The organism is Tropicibacter sp. S64, assembly GCF_049803835.1.
Classification (GTDB): Bacteria; Pseudomonadota; Alphaproteobacteria; order Rhodobacterales; family Rhodobacteraceae; genus Pacificoceanicola.
In genome coordinates, this window is the sequence record NZ_JBNAGK010000014.1 from 79,447 (window position 1) to 96,756 (window position 17,310).

General features: G+C 63.8%; 17 protein-coding genes. 6 read left to right on the forward strand and 11 right to left on the reverse strand.

Annotated elements, in window-relative coordinates; genetic code table 11:
• Positions 1–13 precede the first annotated feature (13 nt).
• From ACP159_RS20410 to ACP159_RS20445, 8 genes are all read right to left on the reverse strand, one after another.
• Positions 14–1,738: a protein kinase domain-containing protein gene (locus ACP159_RS20410; protein ID WP_425101564.1), complete on the reverse strand. Its 1,725-nt coding sequence runs from the start codon at positions 1,736–1,738 to the stop codon at positions 14–16.
• A gap of 64 nt (positions 1,739–1,802) precedes the next feature.
• Entirely contained in the window at positions 1,803–2,645 is an 843-nt protein-coding gene (locus ACP159_RS20415) for a formate/nitrite transporter family protein (RefSeq protein WP_425101565.1), read from the reverse strand.
• A gap of 30 nt (positions 2,646–2,675) precedes the next feature.
• On the reverse strand, positions 2,676–2,924 hold the full coding sequence (locus tag ACP159_RS20420) for a hypothetical protein (RefSeq protein ID WP_425101566.1): 249 nt from the start codon (positions 2,922–2,924) through the stop codon (positions 2,676–2,678).
• Between the two features lie 416 nt (positions 2,925–3,340).
• On the reverse strand, positions 3,341–3,793 hold the full coding sequence (locus ACP159_RS20425) for an RrF2 family transcriptional regulator (RefSeq protein WP_425101567.1): 453 nt from the start codon (positions 3,791–3,793) through the stop codon (positions 3,341–3,343).
• A 165-nt stretch (positions 3,794–3,958) separates the two neighbouring features.
• Entirely contained in the window at positions 3,959–5,065 is a 1,107-nt protein-coding gene (locus ACP159_RS20430; RefSeq protein ID WP_425101568.1) for a sensor histidine kinase, read from the reverse strand.
• 28 nt (positions 5,066–5,093) lie between these two features.
• Positions 5,094–5,492, reverse strand: coding sequence for a response regulator (locus ACP159_RS20435; RefSeq protein ID WP_425101569.1), 399 nt, complete (start codon positions 5,490–5,492; stop codon positions 5,094–5,096).
• Positions 5,493–5,539: 47 nt separating this feature from the next.
• Complete coding sequence (locus tag ACP159_RS20440; RefSeq protein ID WP_425101570.1) at positions 5,540–7,831, reverse strand: sensor histidine kinase; 2,292 nt, start codon at positions 7,829–7,831, stop codon at positions 5,540–5,542.
• A 9-nt stretch (positions 7,832–7,840) separates the two neighbouring features.
• On the reverse strand, positions 7,841–8,572 hold the full coding sequence (locus ACP159_RS20445; protein WP_425101571.1) for a response regulator: 732 nt from the start codon (positions 8,570–8,572) through the stop codon (positions 7,841–7,843).
• Between the two features lie 442 nt (positions 8,573–9,014).
• Here ACP159_RS20445 and ACP159_RS20450 point away from each other — a divergent pair, with 442 nt between their 5' ends.
• Both ACP159_RS20450 and ACP159_RS20455 read left to right on the forward strand, forming a co-directional pair.
• The gene (locus ACP159_RS20450; RefSeq protein WP_425101572.1) at positions 9,015–10,253 is read left to right on the forward strand and encodes an aromatic ring-hydroxylating oxygenase subunit alpha; all 1,239 of its coding nucleotides are present in this window, start codon (positions 9,015–9,017) and stop codon (positions 10,251–10,253) included.
• Between the two features lie 3 nt (positions 10,254–10,256).
• Complete coding sequence (locus ACP159_RS20455) at positions 10,257–11,336, forward strand: 2Fe-2S iron-sulfur cluster-binding protein (RefSeq protein ID WP_425101573.1); 1,080 nt, start codon at positions 10,257–10,259, stop codon at positions 11,334–11,336.
• Positions 11,337–11,338: 2 nt separating this feature from the next.
• Here the strand turns inward: ACP159_RS20455 and ACP159_RS20460 are convergent, their stop codons facing one another.
• The 3 genes from ACP159_RS20460 to ACP159_RS20470 form a co-directional block, all read right to left on the reverse strand.
• Positions 11,339–11,620 (reverse strand): hypothetical protein, encoded by a 282-nt coding sequence (locus ACP159_RS20460; protein WP_425101574.1) that lies wholly within the window; start codon positions 11,618–11,620, stop codon positions 11,339–11,341.
• A gap of 108 nt (positions 11,621–11,728) precedes the next feature.
• Positions 11,729–12,439 (reverse strand): DUF599 domain-containing protein, encoded by a 711-nt coding sequence (locus ACP159_RS20465; RefSeq protein ID WP_425101575.1) that lies wholly within the window; start codon positions 12,437–12,439, stop codon positions 11,729–11,731.
• 1 nt (position 12,440) lies between these two features.
• Positions 12,441–12,851, reverse strand: a complete 411-nt coding sequence (locus ACP159_RS20470; protein ID WP_425101576.1) for a CopD family protein — start codon at positions 12,849–12,851, stop codon at positions 12,441–12,443.
• 136 nt (positions 12,852–12,987) lie between these two features.
• Here ACP159_RS20470 and ACP159_RS20475 point away from each other — a divergent pair, with 136 nt between their 5' ends.
• Genes ACP159_RS20475 through glcF form a run of 4 tightly spaced genes read left to right on the forward strand, consistent with a single transcriptional unit; the run spans position 12,988 to position 17,243 of the window.
• Positions 12,988–14,436: an FAD-linked oxidase C-terminal domain-containing protein gene (locus ACP159_RS20475; protein WP_425101577.1), complete on the forward strand. Its 1,449-nt coding sequence runs from the start codon at positions 12,988–12,990 to the stop codon at positions 14,434–14,436.
• A gap of 42 nt (positions 14,437–14,478) precedes the next feature.
• Positions 14,479–15,603, forward strand: coding sequence for an FAD-binding protein (locus ACP159_RS20480; RefSeq protein WP_425101578.1), 1,125 nt, complete (start codon positions 14,479–14,481; stop codon positions 15,601–15,603).
• Positions 15,603–15,950, forward strand: a complete 348-nt coding sequence (locus ACP159_RS20485; protein WP_425101579.1) for a hypothetical protein — start codon at positions 15,603–15,605, stop codon at positions 15,948–15,950. Before ACP159_RS20480 ends, ACP159_RS20485 begins: the two co-directional genes overlap by 1 nt.
• Positions 15,951–15,953: 3 nt before the next feature.
• Complete coding sequence (glcF, locus tag ACP159_RS20490) at positions 15,954–17,243, forward strand: glycolate oxidase subunit GlcF (RefSeq protein WP_425101580.1); 1,290 nt, start codon at positions 15,954–15,956, stop codon at positions 17,241–17,243.
• The last annotated feature ends 67 nt before the right edge of the window (positions 17,244–17,310 follow it).

Genomic DNA, 17,310 nt, shown 5'->3' on the forward strand with positions numbered 1-17,310 from the left:
TCCTGTCTTTGGGTCAGTTGGTGAGGTGATAGGCAAGCATCAGGCATACGAGCGCCAGCGCGGCGCTGACGCCTTGCCAGAAGCGGACGGGATTGCGCTCCGCCAGCGGGACGTGGCGGGTGGCGCGGAACGTGGGGCCGGGGGTTTTCAGGTCCTGCACGAATTCCGAAAGCGCGTCGTAGCGGCGCAGCGGATCGGGATGGCAGGCGCGGCGCAGAGCGGCATCCATGAAGGCAGGCAGGCCATTTCCCGCATCGCGGGCGGGCAGGTAGCTCAGCTGCATCTGCTCGCGGCGGTTGGTGATCCGCGCCACGGCGGGACCGTAGGGCAGGCGGCCGGTCAGCATCTCGTAGAGGATCGCGCCAAGCGCATACTGGTCGGAGCGCCACGACGCGGGCTCGCCCGACAGATACTCCGGCGCGGTATACTGGAAGGTGCCGGGCAGCTCGCCGAGCGTGCCGGGCGCGGCCTCCTCGACACCGGCGACAGCGGTCGAGCCGAGGTCGATTATCTTAACCGTGCCGTTGCTGTCGATCATGACGTTCTCGGGGCGCAGGTCCTGATGCAGCATCTCGCGGCGATGGAAGGCACGCAGCCCGGCGGCGAGCTGGGTGGCGATGTCGCGGACCTTTCCCAAAGGCGGCTTGGGATTGTCGGTTATCCACTGCCGCAGGGTCGTGCCTTCCACGAACTCGGTGACGACGTAGAGCGCCGTGCGCTGCTCCGGCGGCTTTGCTGCGGCAAGCACATGCGGGGAGGCGATGCGCCGGGCGATCCACTCCTCGAAGACGAAGCGATTGAGGTAGGCTGCATCCTGCGCCATCTCGGCGGAGGGCACCTTGAAGGCGACCTTCGAACCATCGGGGCTGCTGGCGAGGAAGACGCGGCTGCGGGCGGTGGTGTGGATCTCGCGCAGGAGGCGGAAGCCGTCGATGACGTCGCCGGGCTTCACCTGCCGCGGCAGGGGCAGGCCCGCGGCGTCGAGACCGGGCATGTCGTCGGCCTCGGGCAGACTTTCGATCCGGACGATCTGCACCGTCAGGTTGTCGTCGCTGCCCGCGTCCAGCGCGGCCTGCACGATACGCTCGGCGGCTTCATCCAGGGATGGGGCCTCCATCGCCTGTTTCACGGTCTTTGCAGAGACATGCTGATGCACGCCGTCGCTGGCCAGAAGAAAGACGTCACCGACCCGCAGGCGCAGGCGGCGGTAGTCGATCTGGACTTTGCCCGCCATGCCCATGGCGCGGCCAAGGTAGCTTTCGGAAGCGGAGAGGACGACCCGATGATCTTCCGTCAGCGGCTCGAGACTGGCGCCGTCGAACCGGCTCACGCGGCTGTCGCCCAAATGCAGGATATGGCCCTCGCGGCCCTTGAGGATCAAGGTGGAGAGGGTGCAGACCCGCCCGGCGTTGATGTCCGACAAGGCCCGGTTCTGGGCGAAGAGCCAGGCATTGGTCGCGGTAATTACCCGCGTCGCGGCGGTGCGCGCGGTCCAGGCGTCCGGGGTGGCGTAGTAATCGGTCAACAGGGCCTTGACCGAAAGCTCGGCGGCCTCGCGGCTGATGGCGGAGGAGGAAATCCCGTCCGCGACGGCCAGCACGATGCCCTTGAGAGCCAGCATCTGCCCGGCGGGAATCAGCGCCCCGTGGAAATCCTGGTTCTCCGGCTTTTGCCCGGCAGACGAATGCTGGCCGATGGCGACCGTCAGGCCGGGCTTGGCACGCGCATCCTTGGGCATGGGGGAACTCCGGGAAGGAAAAGGCGGGCCACCCCGAGAGGCAGCCCGCATCAGTCAGGGAGAGTTACTCGGCCGGAACGGCGCTGTCGTCATTGCGGACGAGGTTGCGCTTCGGGCTTTCCTTGAAGTGGGTCATGTAGATCATGCCGCCCACAAAGGTCAGACCGCCGACGAGGTTCCCGAGGATCACCGGAATCTCGTTGTAGGCGAGGTAGTCGAACCAGGTGAAGTTGCCGCCGAGCATGATGCCCGAGGGGAAGAGGTACATGTTGACGATGGAGTGCTCGAACCCGAGGTAGAAGAACACCAGGATCGGCATCCACATCGCCATGATCTTGCCCGAGGTCGAGGTCGACATCATTGCGGCAACGACGCCCGTGGAGACCATCCAGTTGCACAGGATGGCACGGGTGAAGACGGTGAGCATCCCTGCGGCGCCTGCGGCAGCGTAGCCGACGGTCCGCGATTCCCCGATCTGGCCGATCTTCTGTCCGACGGCATTCGGTTCGGTCGAGAAACCCATGGTGAAGACGATGGCCATCAGGATCGCCGTGGTCATCGCGCCCGCGAAGTTGCCGCAGAACACGAGGCCCCAGTTGCGGAAGACGCCGGACCAGGTGCAGCCCGGACGCTTGGCGACGACCGCCAGCGGCGCGAGGGTGAACACGCCGGTCAGCAGGTCGAATCCCATGAGGTAGAGCATGCAGAAGCCGACGGGGAAGAGCAGCGAGGCGACAAGGAAGTTGCCGGTGTTGACCGCGATGGTCACGGCAAAGGCCGCGGCGAGAGCAAGAATGGCTCCGGCCATATAGGCGCGGATCAGGGTGTCCTTGGTGGACATGAAGATCTTGGATTCGCCGGCATCGACCATCTTGGCCGCGAATTCCTTGGGCATGACGTATGACATGGGTTTGGTCCTTTCTGGTGAGGGCGCGCGTCAGGCGCGACGTGTCGGGAAGGGGAGGAGGTCCGCGGCCCCGGCGGACGCGCGGGGGTGATTTTGGGTGGCGGTATTCCGATTGCCGCCGCCGGGTAGGCTTTGCAGGAACGCAAGGGGGCCCTCGCGGACCATCGTGCGGATCTGGTGCGGGCGATCCACGCGATTGGCCGGAACCCGGAATACGGGGTCGAGCGGCCAGCCCATTGCAATGCGGTGGCGATAAACAACGCGGTGATGCGTGGACATGCGACACTCCGGTTCAGGGATGAACGCGGAGCCGGAAGTCGGGCGCCGCGGCGATTTCGGTCAGGTTTCCCGGCCAGGGGCAGTCCGGCTCCGAGCCGGTCCCTATGCGACACCTTTGCCGCATGCCCCGTATGAGGCGTCTTGACTGAAATGCCGCGCCGTTGCGGCGAGCACCGGGGCAGCCCCCGTCGCTCTCATATCTTCATCTCGGATGAATTGTTTGAAGGCAACAAGAAATGCCCTGATATGTCCGGTACTGCCGCCCTTTGCGGCGGTGCCTTGCGAAGATGCGGGAGTTTCGGCCGGATTTTGGGCGGGCCGGTTCAAAAACAGGCATGTCGCAAACGGGTTTTCTCGTGCTGGCGAGTCCGATGCGCCTAGGAACAGGTCTGACCGGGCCGACGCGCTGCAGCGGTTTACCGGGCGAAAACCGAATCCGATTCGGTTGCCGCGGCGTTTTCGAGAATACCGAGAGTCGCCGGATGGGCGGTCATAGCGTCGGCGAGGCTGATGTCTTCCAGTTCGGCATAGAAGGCGAGTTTGGCGCGGTGCAAGGCGGGCACCAGACCGCATTTGCGGAACAGGATGCAGGTTCTGCAATCGACCATCGCCGCATCTCCCTCCATGTACCGCACAATCGCCCCGACGCTCGTCTCCTGTGCCGGACGGGCCAGTTCGACACCGCCGCTGCGTCCGCGCGTCGATTGCAGAAACCCGCCGTCCACCAGCTGGGTCACCACCTTCATCAGGTTGCTGTGCGACAGATCGTGCGCCCGGGTGATCTCCGAAATCGGCACGCGGCGACCGGCATGAGCGCCGAGGTACAGGCAGACCCGAAGCGAATAATCGGTGAACTTTGAAAGGCGCATGGATCGGGTCTTCGAAATGCTTCAGGTTCTTGAATATATACAGCCATAATCAAATCAATCAATTGTCCTGACCACCGGGCCCCCGACAACGGCCCCGCGCGGTAAAATGGCTGGTCGGTCAGCCCGCACCAGGGCCGGGGCGAGGGATACAGTGTCGGGGGACTGTCAATTGAGGTGTTGCTCGTTTGTTCCCATGCTCCCGGCGGGTATCCGGAAGCAGATACTGGTGACAGCGTCCGGATCGTCTGCGCACCAGATCGCCCCTCCGTGCCGCGAGACGAACTTGCGGCACGTTGCAAGTCCCAGGCCCGTACCCGAAATGCCGTTGTGCGTGGACACTCGCTTGAAGGGCTCGAAGATGCGGTCCTTCTGATCGTCCGGTACGCCGATCCCATTGTCCGACACCGTGAACAAGGCGCGGTTGCCTTCCTCGAACTGCGCTGCAAGACGAATGCGGGGCGGGTTGTCGCCCCGATACTTGATGGCATTGGCGACAAGGTTCTGCAGCACCTGCGCGATCTGCGGGGGATGGCAGAAGATGGGCCGGTCCAGCGCGTCCGAGTCCACATCGACAACGGCCCGGCTTTCGGCAATTTCCCGGTCGAGCGCCGTCAGTGCCCGGTCGATAAGGTCACGCGCCGTTGTCTCCGAAAGGATCTCGTCGCGATCAAGGCGCACATGGTCCGCGAGGCTTCGCAGCATCTCCTGCATCTGGGTCGCGGATTTGCGCAACATCCGCAGCCCTTCGCGCGCCTCCTGCATGTCGCCGTCCTCGATGTCCTCCTCGATCTGTTCCGCAAGGTAGGCGGCGGCGCGAATCGGTGCCTGGAAGTCGTGGACAAGAACTTCGGTGAACGTCGCCAGATCCCGCCGTTGTTCGTCGAGCCGCCATTGCGCAAGGGCCTGGCTGAGACCGTTCTTCAGCATACGGTCGATGGCATTCTGGTTCAGGTTTGATTTCGGAGCGTAATCCGTCGCGCCGAACTTGATGGCCGACTTGGCGAGTTCCTCGTCGCCCTGGCCGGTGAGGAAGAAGATCGCGGCCTTCGGCCAGGTCCGCCGGAATTGCGCAATGAAGTCGAGACCGCTGGCCCCGGGGAGCCGGTGATCGAGGAACACCACATGGACATCCGGTTCTTCGAAATCCAGCGCCTGTTCGACCGAGACGGCATCCTTGATCCTGACTTCGTATTCGGTTCTCGACAGCAGGCGCCGGATCCATTTCCGGTCGGCGTCGTCATCTTCCACGATCAGGACAGATATGGTTTGCATGGCGTTCCCTGGCTCGGTGCTCCGGTGATCATGGCATCCGGGGCAGGTCCACGATCCGGGCATAGTCGTCCAAAACCTTTATCAATTTCTCAAGATTCTTCCCGAGTTTGTGTTTGGGCGAAAAGCCGGCGACGGAGAAGTTGTAGGCGGCATTGCGATCTTCCTCGGAGTCCGAGGTCGAGACCATGAAGACGACGGTTCTGCGCAGGATGGGGTCACGGCGCAATTCGGCGAGAAATTCGATGCCGTTCATGCGCGGCATGTTGAGGTCGGCGAGGACAATATAGGTGTCCGCGAGTGCGCTACCCCTTGCGCGCATCAGTTTCAGGGCTTCGATGCCGTCGGAGACCCGGTGCAATACAGTGCGAACCGGGCTTCGCGCCAATGCCCGGCTGACGGCCTTTGCGTCGCCGTCGTCGTCCTCCACGAGGACGATATGCAGCGGGGCGAGAGAGTAGGTGGGTCCTTCGCAGTTCAAGATGCAAGCCTTCTGTCGTTGCAGTGGTTGGAGAGGTCGTCGTCCTTGGGCCAGACGACGAAAAAGGTGGTCCCGCGGACGCCGTCGGACTCGAGCCTGATCGTCCCGCCGACGAGCGAGACATGTTTGCGCACCATCGCAAGACCGACGCCGCTGGTGTCGACCTGGTCGCGCGGCTTGAGGGTCTGGAACGGCTCGAAGATCTTCTGGTGAAAGCGTTCCGGGATACCCGGTCCGTCATCGGCGACACTGTATTCCACAACATCGCCGAGATCGCGGAATCCGATCCGGATGGTGCCTCGATCGCGGTCATGATGCCGAATGGCATTGCTGATCAGGTTCAGCAGGACCGTTTGCAGCGGCAGACGGATGACAGTGCAGCGGAGCAACTCCGGATCGACGGCAATCTCGAAGCCGTCATGCGAATCGAGCAAACCTTCGATCTCGTCGATCATCACGTCGAAGCTGATCCAGTCGCGGTCCACCGGTACCCGCCCGATGCGGGAATGCGCCAGCAGTGCGTCGAGCAGGCGGGTCATGCGGCCCACGCGGTTGCGCAACAGGTCGAGGCTGTCGCGGGTGTCCTCGGTCAGGACATCCTCGAGATCCTCTGCAAGCCAGTTCGACGTGTTCTCGATCACCCGAAGCGGCGCCTTGAGATCGTGCGACGCGACGTAGGCGAACTGGTCGAGTTCCGCGTTCGACCGCTCAAGGTCGTTGACCAGGCGCTGGATCTTGGCCTCGGCCCGCTTCTGCTCGGTGACGTCCTGCATCACCGCGATCACGTGGTTGGCGCCGGCGTAGCGCGTTCTGGCAACCGAAATCGCCAAGGCGATCCTGTGCCCGTCCCGATGCCTGCCGAAAACCGTCGTGTCGATGCAATGCTGCGGCCCGGTGCATTTGAAACAGTTCAGACCACAGATCTGGTCGCTCATCAGCAATTCCGAGACCGGGCGCCGGACCAACGCCGTCGCCTCGTCCCCGAACAGCTGCGCCGCGGCTTCGTTTACCTCTTCGATCAGGCCGTTTTCGTCGAAGACAATGATCGCGTGGCCGGCGGAATCGAAGACGGCTCGGGCTCGCAGGGCGGCGGGCATAAGATCGTTGGACCGGGTCATGAAGATCCCGGCGAGGTCGCCGACCTCGTCCTTCGACAGGGCTCCGAGTTCGATGGGTTCGCTGCTGTCTTCCAACGCAGAGATCTTTCGCCGCAATTCCCGCAAGGGAAAGGTCAACCGGCTGGCAGTAATCAGCGCGGCAAACCCTGCGATCGCGATCAGCGCGAAGGAGATGATTGCGTCCTTCTTCAGCCTGTCTTTCGCCGCGGCGAACAGGTCCGCGCGGCTCTTTTCCGTGATCATGTACAGGGAGAAGGGACGGTCGGTCCCGGTCGCTCTCACTTCCCGGATGTAGACCGCATGGTCGTCATGGAACATCGCCGCCTGCGATCCGTCGGATGCAAGCAGAGCGCGGATGGCGGTGGTTTCGGTCCAGTCGGAATCGGTGTGGAAGTGCAGCCGCGGCTGCGAAGTCCGGGACTCGAACGTCATGTAGTCAAGATTGCTCGTCACCGCTGTTGTGCGGATGTTGTCCGCGACATTGGGGGCGGCCTCGTGCAGCAGTGCCGCCACGTCGGCATTGATGACGACTGCCGCATATGGCTTGTTGTTGTGATTGAACAGGGGCCGGACGATGCGGATGGTTGCGAGGCCATCAACCTGACCGTGTTCGCGGTTCAGGGTGATGTTCGAGAAGTAGTTTCGCCCTCTGATGGGGTATCGAATGCGCTGCATGTACGGCTCATCGCCCTTTTGCTGCAAATCTTTCCCGGGAACGACTTCGATGCGCCGCTCGACCCGGTTTACCCGGACGAGTTCGCGCCAGTTGTCGTCCCGTCCGATCAGCCGCAGCTGGGAGTAGTGCGGCCGCGCAAGCAACATTTTCGAATAGAAGGACTCGAGACGCGCGCGCTGCGCGTTCAGGGCCTCGTCGCGTCTTGTCCCGGGGGCTTCGTCCAGAAGCGCCCCGATGGCGTCGGTCGTCGGCATCGTCGCGAGCAGCACGACATCGCTTTCCATCCCCTGAAACAGGCTTTCGATCTGGTCGGCATAGCGCTGTGCCTCCACTTCGAGCGCCTCCAGCGCCAGAGCGTGCTCGCGGGTCCGTGTGGAAAAGAAGTTCTCCACGGAGAGGACGAGCAACGATCCGATTGTTGCCGCCAGGATCAGGCCGATGATTTTTCCCCTCAGCGTGAGCGTGGGGCGGTGTCCCGGGGTGCTGTGTATCATCCCAGGTATTCAGCGTAGCCTGAGCAGCGTGTCAGGCTTGGCGCGTGGCGTGAGGATCTCGGAATGACCGTCGAGGATCTCCTTGATTTCGTCCAGAAAGATATTGATGTCGCTGCAGGATTTCTCAAGCGCGTCAAGATTTGCGGCCATGGTGGACTGGCTCTGCGTGCTGTTGCGCAGGCCGCGCACGTGGCGCAGGGTCGCGGCGAGCACGGCGCGGATTTCCGGCCCGCAGGTTTTCGACACCCGGGTCATGGAGACGCGCATCGCGGCCCGTGGCGAGGTCGCCTGTCCGATGGCGGCAATCAGGATGCTGCGTTCGAGGGCCGAGACGATGGATTTGCGCACGCTTTCGATGCTCAGCTCTTCCTTCGTCAGATAGTCCGCGCAGCCGTTGCGCATGACCTCCACCGCGATGTCGTGACGGGCGACGCTGGTGACCATGATCGGCACGGCGTCGACCTGCTCCTCGTGCGCGGTCAGGATCTTCAGCGCGTCGAACCCGGTCTCCATGTCGAGGTAGTAGTCGAGAAAGACGATATCCATCACGTCTTGATCGAGAATCGCGCGGAACTCGTCGAGGTTGGCGGCGTCGTAAGGCTGGAATTTCAGGCCAGCCTTGCGGCAGAACCGCTTGAGACGGTTGCGATCCGGCTGCTGGTCATCCAGGAACAAGACCTTCAGCGGCTCGGTGACGTCCTGTTCGGGTGCATACTGCATCTGGGGCGCGGCGGTGGCCATGGCGTGATCTCTCCACATTGCTGGTTTGCTGTTCAACTGACGCCCCCGTCCTTCCGGAACACAGTCTCTCCGGCACCCTAAGAAAATGTGAATCGAGCCCTGTTCGCACGGTCATAATGATTAAAATGCCCGTTATCCGGTTCCGACCAATCCCGAGAAGATAACGCCCTGGTTGTGTGCGTGCCGCGCGAGATGCTGAATTTTCGGGCGCGGCCGATGCCGAAAATCGGCCGCGTTCGGCCCGAAAACAGGCCCAAGTCGCGATAGATTTCCCGAAAGTCGCAAAAGGATGATGCGCTTTTCTGAAATGGTGAGAGGGTGGGACCGGCTCGGCTGTGGTCCGGTGCGCCTTTGCGTGCGCGTGGTCTGCCGCCTCTCACATGATGTTCCGGCCGGTGTCAGGCCCTTCCCCTGCGCATCGGTCCTCCACAGGAGACTACCCATGCTGCGTGAACCGGATGTTCTGGCCCAGCTCATGCGTCGCAAACCCGCCCACTCCCTGCCGCAGGATCTGTATTGCGATCCCGGCGTGTTCCAGGTCGACATGGAAAAGATCTGGTATCGCCAGTGGCTTTTCGCGATTCCCGCCTGCGAGGTGCCGAAAACCGGAAGCTACGTGGTCTACGAGGTCGGTGCCTATTCGGTTGTCATCGTGCGCGGCAGCGACGGGGTGATACGGGCGTTCCACAACTCCTGCCGACACCGGGGTTCGGTGCTGTGCAAGACGAAGAAGGGCACGAATCCGAAGCTGGTCTGCCCGTATCACCAGTGGACCTACGAACTCGACGGCCGCCTGCTCTGGGCGCGCGACATGGGGCCGGATTTCGATGCGTCGAAACATGGGCTCAAGCCCGTGCATTGCCGCACCGTCCGCGGCCTAGTCTACATCTGCCTTGCCGATCACGCACCGGATTTCTCCGGCTACGAGGCCGAGGCCAAGCGCTATCTTGCGCCGCACGACCTGGAGAATTCCAAGATCGCCTACGAGACGACCATCGTCGAGCACGGCAACTGGAAGCTGGTGTGGGAAAACAACCGGGAGTGTTATCACTGCTCCGGCAACCACCCGTCGCTTTGCCGGGTCTATCCCGAGGATCCGCTCGCCGCGAGCGACGAGATCGAAGGCAATCTCTCGGACATCCTGAGCAAGCACGCCGAGCGTTGCGAGGCCGTTGGCGCACCGTCGAAATTCCGGATTTCCGATCAGGGTGAGTGGCGGTTCATCCGCATTCCGCTGCTCGGGACGGCCGAGAGCTACACCCTGGACGGCAAGGTCGCCGTGCAGAAGCCGAACTCGTCCTTCCCGTTCAAGGACGCGGGATCGCTGCATCTGTTCGTCTACCCGGTGTCCTGGAACCACTTCCTGTCGGACCACTCCATCGTCTTCCGCATCACGCCGATCGGTCCGATGGAGACCGAGGTGACCACCAAGTGGCTGGTGCACAAGGATGCGGTGGAAGGTCAGGACTATGACGTCAAGCGTCTGACCGAAGTCTGGAACGCCACCAACGACGAGGACCGCGAGGTGGTCGAGAACAACCAGCGCGGCATCCTGTCGCCGGCTTACGAGCCGGGTCCGTACTCGCCGACCCACGAGCAGGGCAACATCCAGTTCGTCGACTGGTACGCCAAGACCATGATCGACGCGATCACCGGCCCGCGCGCCGTTGCAGCGGAGTAAGCCATGAACCAGCCCTTCCTTGCCGAAGCCGACGCGGGCATCTGGGTCGACTCCGAGCCGCTCGAATGCTGCTCCGTCGTGCCCGAAGCCCCTGACACGGCGACGTTCAGCTTCGTCTCGCCGTCGGGCGCGATGTTCAAGTTCCTGCCGGGGCAGTTCGTCACGCTCGAACTGCCTGCGCAGGGCGGGACGGTCTGGCGGACCTACACGATCTCGTCCTCACCATCCCGTCCCCTGTGCATTTCGGTGACGGTCAAGGCGCAGGCGGACAGCATCGGCACGCGCTGGATGCTCGATCACCTGCGGCCGGGGATGCAGATCACGGCCTCCGGACCGGCGGGCATCTTCACCCTGCCGCCGAAGGAGAAGAAGAAGTACCTGTTCATCTCCGCAGGCTCCGGTGTGACGCCGTCCATGTCGATGGTCACCTACCTCTATGACCGCGGCACGCCGCCGGACATCGTGCTCGTCAACTGCGCCCGCCGCCCCTCCGAGATCATCGGGCGGGCGCGGCTCGAGATGATGGCCTCGCGCCTGCCGTCGATGAAGCTGTGGTTCATCGTCGAGGAAGATGATCCCTACACGGTATGGACGGGCCTGCGCGGGCGATTGAACCAGATCATGATCGGCCTGTTTGCCGGCGATTACCTGGAACGCGAGGTCTACTGCTGCGGTCCGGAGCCGTTCATGAACGCCGTGCGCGAGATGCTGATCGCGCTGGGCTACGACATGGAGCACTACCACCAGGAGAGCTTCCAGGCCCCGGTCAAATCCGAGGAGCAGGCCCCGGAGCAGGACGACCTGGTGCTCGATGACAAGGCGGACGCCTCGATCCTTTTCGCGAAGTCCGGCGTCACGGCGAATTGCACGGAAACCGACACGGTTCTGGCAGTTGCGAAGTCTTCCGGACTCAATATCCCGTCGGGCTGTACCTTCGGCGTCTGCGGCACCTGCAAGGTGAAAAAGCTGTCGGGGCAGGTGCACATGGTGCACAACGGCGGCATCTCGGACGACGACATCGAGGACGGCTACATCCTCGCCTGTTGTTCCAATCCGATCGGCGAGGTGGAACTCGACGTCTGACGTCAGTCCAGGCCGAGCCTGAAACGCGCGGCGCTCCAGCCGTCCACGAGGCACCGGGCCCGGATATACAGGGCTTCTATGCCTTCGGGGATCACGACACCGCCGAGCGAGCGGGTGAACGGTTGTTCGGCTTCATGCGGATGCACGAGCACCCGTGTGCCGAGCACCGTGCCGTCCTCCAGTTCCACCCGCCAGCCGTCCGCGTAATGGTCCCACCCGGTGTCCGGGTGGGCGAGCGTGACGACGATGCGACCGGCTCCGCCGCCGTGCGCCCATTGGGCCATGCGCACCTCCGGCGGATCGGCCAACGCGGGGGCGGCGAGGAGCAAGCTGGCAAGAGGAGCGGCGCGTCGCATGGCAGGCAGCCTAGACGAGGCGACTGCAGGAGCAGGTCACGTCTGCGTGTGATCGCCCTGGTCCATCAGAACAGCGCGCGACTGCGAGGCGAATTCGCGGCGCAGGATCACGCCCGCGGTAAACACGGTCGCCGCCATGAGCGCCCAGGGCCCCGCCAGCCAGGCGGTCGAGGCGATGCCGAAGTAGACCGAGCGCAATCCGCGGTTGTAGCCACGCGCGGCGAGAATGTTGATCTCCGCGGCTTTCGTCGCGCGGGGCATGGCGTTCGGGTCCTCGGCGTCGTTCGGGACGGAGGCCATGAGCACGGCGCAATAGCCGAACAAGCGATGCGACCAGACGAACTTCAGGAAGGCGTTCACCGCGAAGGCCAGCATCACGAACACCTTGATCTCCCAGACGACCATGGGGTCGGTCTGCTGGGTCAGGTCCTGCGCCAGCCCGCGCAGGCGCTCGGTGTTGCCCAGAAGGGCCAGCCCGCCGCCGATGGCGATCATGGAGCCGGAGGCAAAGAAAGCCGTGCCCTGCCGCAATTGCCCGACGATCTGCGAATCGAAGATGCGCGGCTGCCGGGTGACGAATTGCACCATCCATTCACGCCGGTAGGCTGCCATCAGGCTGGACGTGGAGGGGCGGGATTTCGGCGAATGCTCGATCACGCGCGTCGAGATGAACCACGACAGGATCAGAAGGCCGAGAGCGAAGTAATCCGCCCGCGAGAACAACGAAAGCTCGGACAGGATGTCCATGTCAGAACGGCTGAACCACGACGACCCAGAGGACCGCGATGGTTCCGACGACACTGATTTCGTTGAAGATCCGCAGATACATGTCGGATTCGGTGAAAATGCCTTGCTGCGCCCGCTTCACCAGCCTGCCGGTCCAGAGATAGTGCAGCGCCAGCAGCACCACGAGGGTCAGTTTCAGGTGCACCCAGGCCGGCCAGCCGAGCCAGTGGGCATACCAGAGACCCGTCAAAATGGCGATCACGCCGAGACCAAAGGAAAACCGGTAGAGCCGGTACGTCAGATCCCCGAGGGGGCCTTGTTCGCCGGTCTTCTGGAAGTCGCGTTTCCAGTAGATGATCGCGCGCGGCACGGCGAAGATGGAGGTCATCCACCCCATGACGCAAAGAATGTGTATGATCTTGACCCATGCCATGGGGGCAAATGACCTTGATCCGCCGAAATGCGCAAGGGGGGCCGGACTCTTGGCGTTTTGGGACTCGCAAACCGGGTATTTTGGTTATATAAGTTGACCAATTGCCGCGATTGCGGGGAGGAGAGGAGGCTTATCCATGCAGATGCCACAGCCCGACGCCGGGATCATCGCCCGCAAACCGCGCATCGTTGCCCGTCTGCGGCAGGTGCTGCCAGAGGGCGCGGTGATCGACGATCCCGCCGAAACCCGCGCCTACGAGTGCGATGCGCTGACGGCGTACAGGTGTCCGCCGTTGGTGGCGGTCCTGCCGTCGAACACGCAGGAGGTCTCGGACGTGCTGCGCATCTGTCACGAGGAGGGGGTGCCCGTGGTGCCGCGCGGATCGGGAACGTCGCTGGCCGGGGGCGCCTTGCCCACCGCGGACAGTGTGATCCTTGGCGTGGCACGGATGAACCAGGTGCTGGAGACGGATTACGAGAACCGCTTCATCCGGGTGCAGACCGGGCGTACGAACCTCTCCGTCACGGGCGCGGTCGAGGAAAACGACTTCTTCTACGCGCCGGACCCCTCGTCGCAGCTGGCCTGCGCGATTGCCGGGAACATAGGGATGAATTCCGGCGGGGCGCACTGCCTGAAATACGGCGTGACGACGAACAACCTCATGGGCGTGACCATGGTGCTGATGGATGGCACGGTGGTCGAACTGGGCGGCGCACATCTCGATGCCGGTGGACTCGATCTGCTCGGGGTTGTCTGCGGTTCCGAAGGCCAGCTTGGCGTCGTGACCGAAGCCACCCTGCGCATCCTGCGCAAGCCCGAGGGCGCACGGCCGGTGCTGATCGGCTACGACAGCAACGAGGTCGCGGGCGCCTGCGTGAGTGACATCATCAAGGCGGGTGTGCTGCCGGTCGCCATCGAGTTCATGGACGCCCCCTGTATCCGCGCCACTGAAGACTTCGCCAAGGCGGGCTATCCCGATTGCGAGGCGCTGCTGATCGTCGAGGTCGAAGGCTCCGAGGCGGAGATTGCCGAACAACTGGCGAAAATCACCGAAATCGCCCGGCGGCATAATCCGGTCGAATTGCGCGAGGCGAAGTCGGCGGACGAGGCGGCGCGAATCTGGCTGGGGCGCAAGTCGGCCTTTGGTGCGATGGGGAACATCAACGATTACATGTGTCTGGATGGGACCATCCCGGTGTCCGAACTGCCCTACGTGCTGCGGCGGATCGGCGAGATGTCGAAGGAGTTCGGCCTCGACGTTGCCAACGTCTTCCACGCGGGGGACGGGAACATGCATCCGCTCATCCTGTTCAACGCCAATCAACCCGGGCAACTGGAGCGCTGCGAGGCCTTCGGGGCGGAAATCCTCAAGCTCTGCGTCGAGGTCGGCGGCTGCCTGACCGGCGAGCATGGGGTGGGGATCGAGAAACGGGACCTGATGGTGGATCAGTACGATCCGGTCGATCTGGAAGCGCAGATGGCTGTGAAAGATGTGTTCGACCCGGCGTGGCTGCTGAATCCCGCCAAGGTCTTCCCGCTGGCGTCCTCCGAGGCACGGCGGGCGAGCCGGATGGCGGCGGAGTAGGGGCTTCGCCCCGTTTTGGGTATTTGGACCAAGAAGAAACACATGAGACCTGAGACAGAAGGCCAGTTGGCCGAGATCATTGCCGGGGCGGCGGGGCCGCTGCGGGTGCAGGGCGGCGGCACGCGGGGCGTGGACGCGCCGGGCGAGGTGCTGGAGACCGGCGGGCTGACCGGGATTTCGCTGTATGATCCGGGATCTTTGACGCTGGTGGTGAAGGCGGGCACGCCGTTGGCGCAGATCGAAGCGGCGCTTGAGGCGGAAGGGCAGCGGCTGGCTTTCGAGCCGATGGACGCGCGCGGGCTTCTGGGCACTGCGGGAGAGCCGACGATCGGCGGGGTGTTCGCCGCCAACGTCAGCGGGCCGCGGCGCGTGCAGGCCGGCGCGGCGCGGGATTTCCTGCTCGGTGTGCGCTTTGTCGACGGTCTGGGGCAGGTGGTGAAGAACGGCGGGCGGGTGATGAAGAACGTCACCGGATATGATCTCGTGAAGCTGATGGCGGGGAGCTACGGCACCTTGGGCGTGCTGACGGAGGTCAGTCTGAAGGTCCTGCCGAAGCCGGAGGCGGCGGCCTGTGTGCTGATCGACGGGTTGAGCGACGCGGAGGCGGTCGGGGCCATGGCGAAGGCTCTTGGCTCGCCCTATGACGTGACCGGCGCCGCCCATACGCCCTCCGGCATCGACGGGCACCCTGTGACGATGATCCGGATCGAGGGGTTCGAAGGCTCGGTGGCCTATCGCGCCGGGCGACTGCGGGAGATGTTCGCTAGCCACGATGTTACGGTGGACTCCGATCCCGAGAGGGTGGCCGCCGGGTGGCGTTGGGTTCGCGATGTCCATCCGATGACGGGCACGCAAGGCGATGTCTGGCGGCTGTCCGTGAAGCCGTCCGATGCGCCGGGTCTGGTCGATGTGCTGCGGCGGCGCGGCGCGGTCCGCTCAGTGCTGTATGACTGGGGCGGCGGTCTGGTCTGGGTCGAAACGGAGCCGGGTGACGATATCCGGCCCTCCGGTTTCAAAGGCCACGCCACCCTGATCCGCGCCTCTTCCGGGACCCGCCAGCGGATTGCCCGGTTCCAGCCGGAGCCCGCGCCCGTGGCGGCCCTTGCGCAGGGCATCCGGCAGAAGTTCGACCCGAGGGCAATCCTGAACCAAGGGATCATGGGCTGATGTCCGCGATGCCCTTCTTTGCCTTTGTCATCATCTTCGTGGCGGGTCCGCTTCTGTGCGCGTTGCTGCTCCGCCTGCCGACGCGGTTGTCGCTGCTCATCGGGCTGGGGCTCGCGTCGATCGTCTGTGTCATGCTCGCTCTCATGCTGCAAAGCCTCGGGCCGATGCGGATGCTCTCCTCTCTGATCCTGCTCTGGCTGGCCTGGGTGCTGGCGGTGGCGATGACGGGTCATGCCGTCCTGCGCCGCCTCACCGCGCCTCGCGCACGCCGCCTCGTCACCATCGTGGCGCTGCTCTCGACAACCCTGCCGTGGTTCGGTTTGGCCACGGCCCGACTGATGGTCTGACGCATGCAAACGAATTTCACCGAAGAACAGCTCGAGGATGCAGGGACCGCCCGCGCCAACAAGATCCTGCGGACCTGTGTGCATTGCGGTTTCTGTACGGCAACCTGTCCGACCTACCAGGTGCTGGGCGACGAGCTCGACAGCCCGCGCGGGCGCATCTACCTGATCAAGGACATGCTGGAGAACGAGCGTGTGCCTGACGAAAAGACCGTCAAGCACATCGACCGCTGCCTGTCCTGTCTCGCCTGCATGACGACCTGCCCCTCCGGCGTGCACTACATGCACCTCGTGGACCACGCCCGGGCCTATATCGAAAAACACTACGACCGGCCGTGGTCGGACCGTGCCCTGCGCTGGATCCTGGCGCGCATCATCCCCTATCCAGGGCGGTTCCGGCTGGCGCTGCTCGGGGCGAAGATCGGCCGTCCCTTTGCGCGGTTCATGCCGGACCCGCGCCTGAAGGCGATGCTGCACATGGCGCCAAAGACCATCCCGCCGGTCAGCCGCAACGACGATCCGCAGAGTTTCGCGCCGAAGGCCGCGAAGCGGATGCGGGTGGCGCTGATGACCGGCTGCGCACAGAAGGCTCTGAACACCGACATCAACGACGCCACCATCCGGCTGCTGACGCGGCTCGGGGTCGAGGTCGTGGTGGCGAAAGGTGCGGGATGTTGCGGGGCGCTGACCCATCACATGGGCAAGGAGGACCTCAGTCATGCCTCCGCCTCCGCCAACATCAAGGCGTGGAGGGCGGAGATCGAGGGCGACGGCCTCGATGCCATCGTCATCAACACGTCCGGGTGCGGGACGACCGTCAAGGATTACGGCCATATGTTCGAAGGCAGCGCCCTGGCGGATGACGCCGCGCGGGTGGCCGGATTGGCGAAAGACATTTCCGAAGTGCTGACGATGCTGGAAATTCCGGAGGGCGCGGCGAAAGGACTGCGTGTGGCCTATCACGCGGCCTGTTCGCTTCAGCATGGCCAGAAGATCAAGACCCATCCCAAGGATCTGTTGAAACGGGCCGGGTTCGAGGTGGTCGAACCGGCGGACAGTCACCTGTGCTGCGGCTCGGCGGGCACGTACAACCTGCTCCAGCCCGAGATCTCGCAACAGTTGAAGACCCGCAAGGTCAGGACGCTGGAGGCGAAGGCTCCGGACATCATCGCCGCCGGAAACATCGGCTGCATGATGCAGATCGGCTCCGGCACACAGGTGCCCATCGTTCACACGGTCGAACTGCTCGACTGGGCCACGGGGGGGCCCAAACCGCGGGCGTTGGAAAGAGGCTGACGCGGAAGCCACAGCGCACCGGGTTTTTCGATTGATGCCCTAATTTGGCCCCAGCTGCTGGTTAATC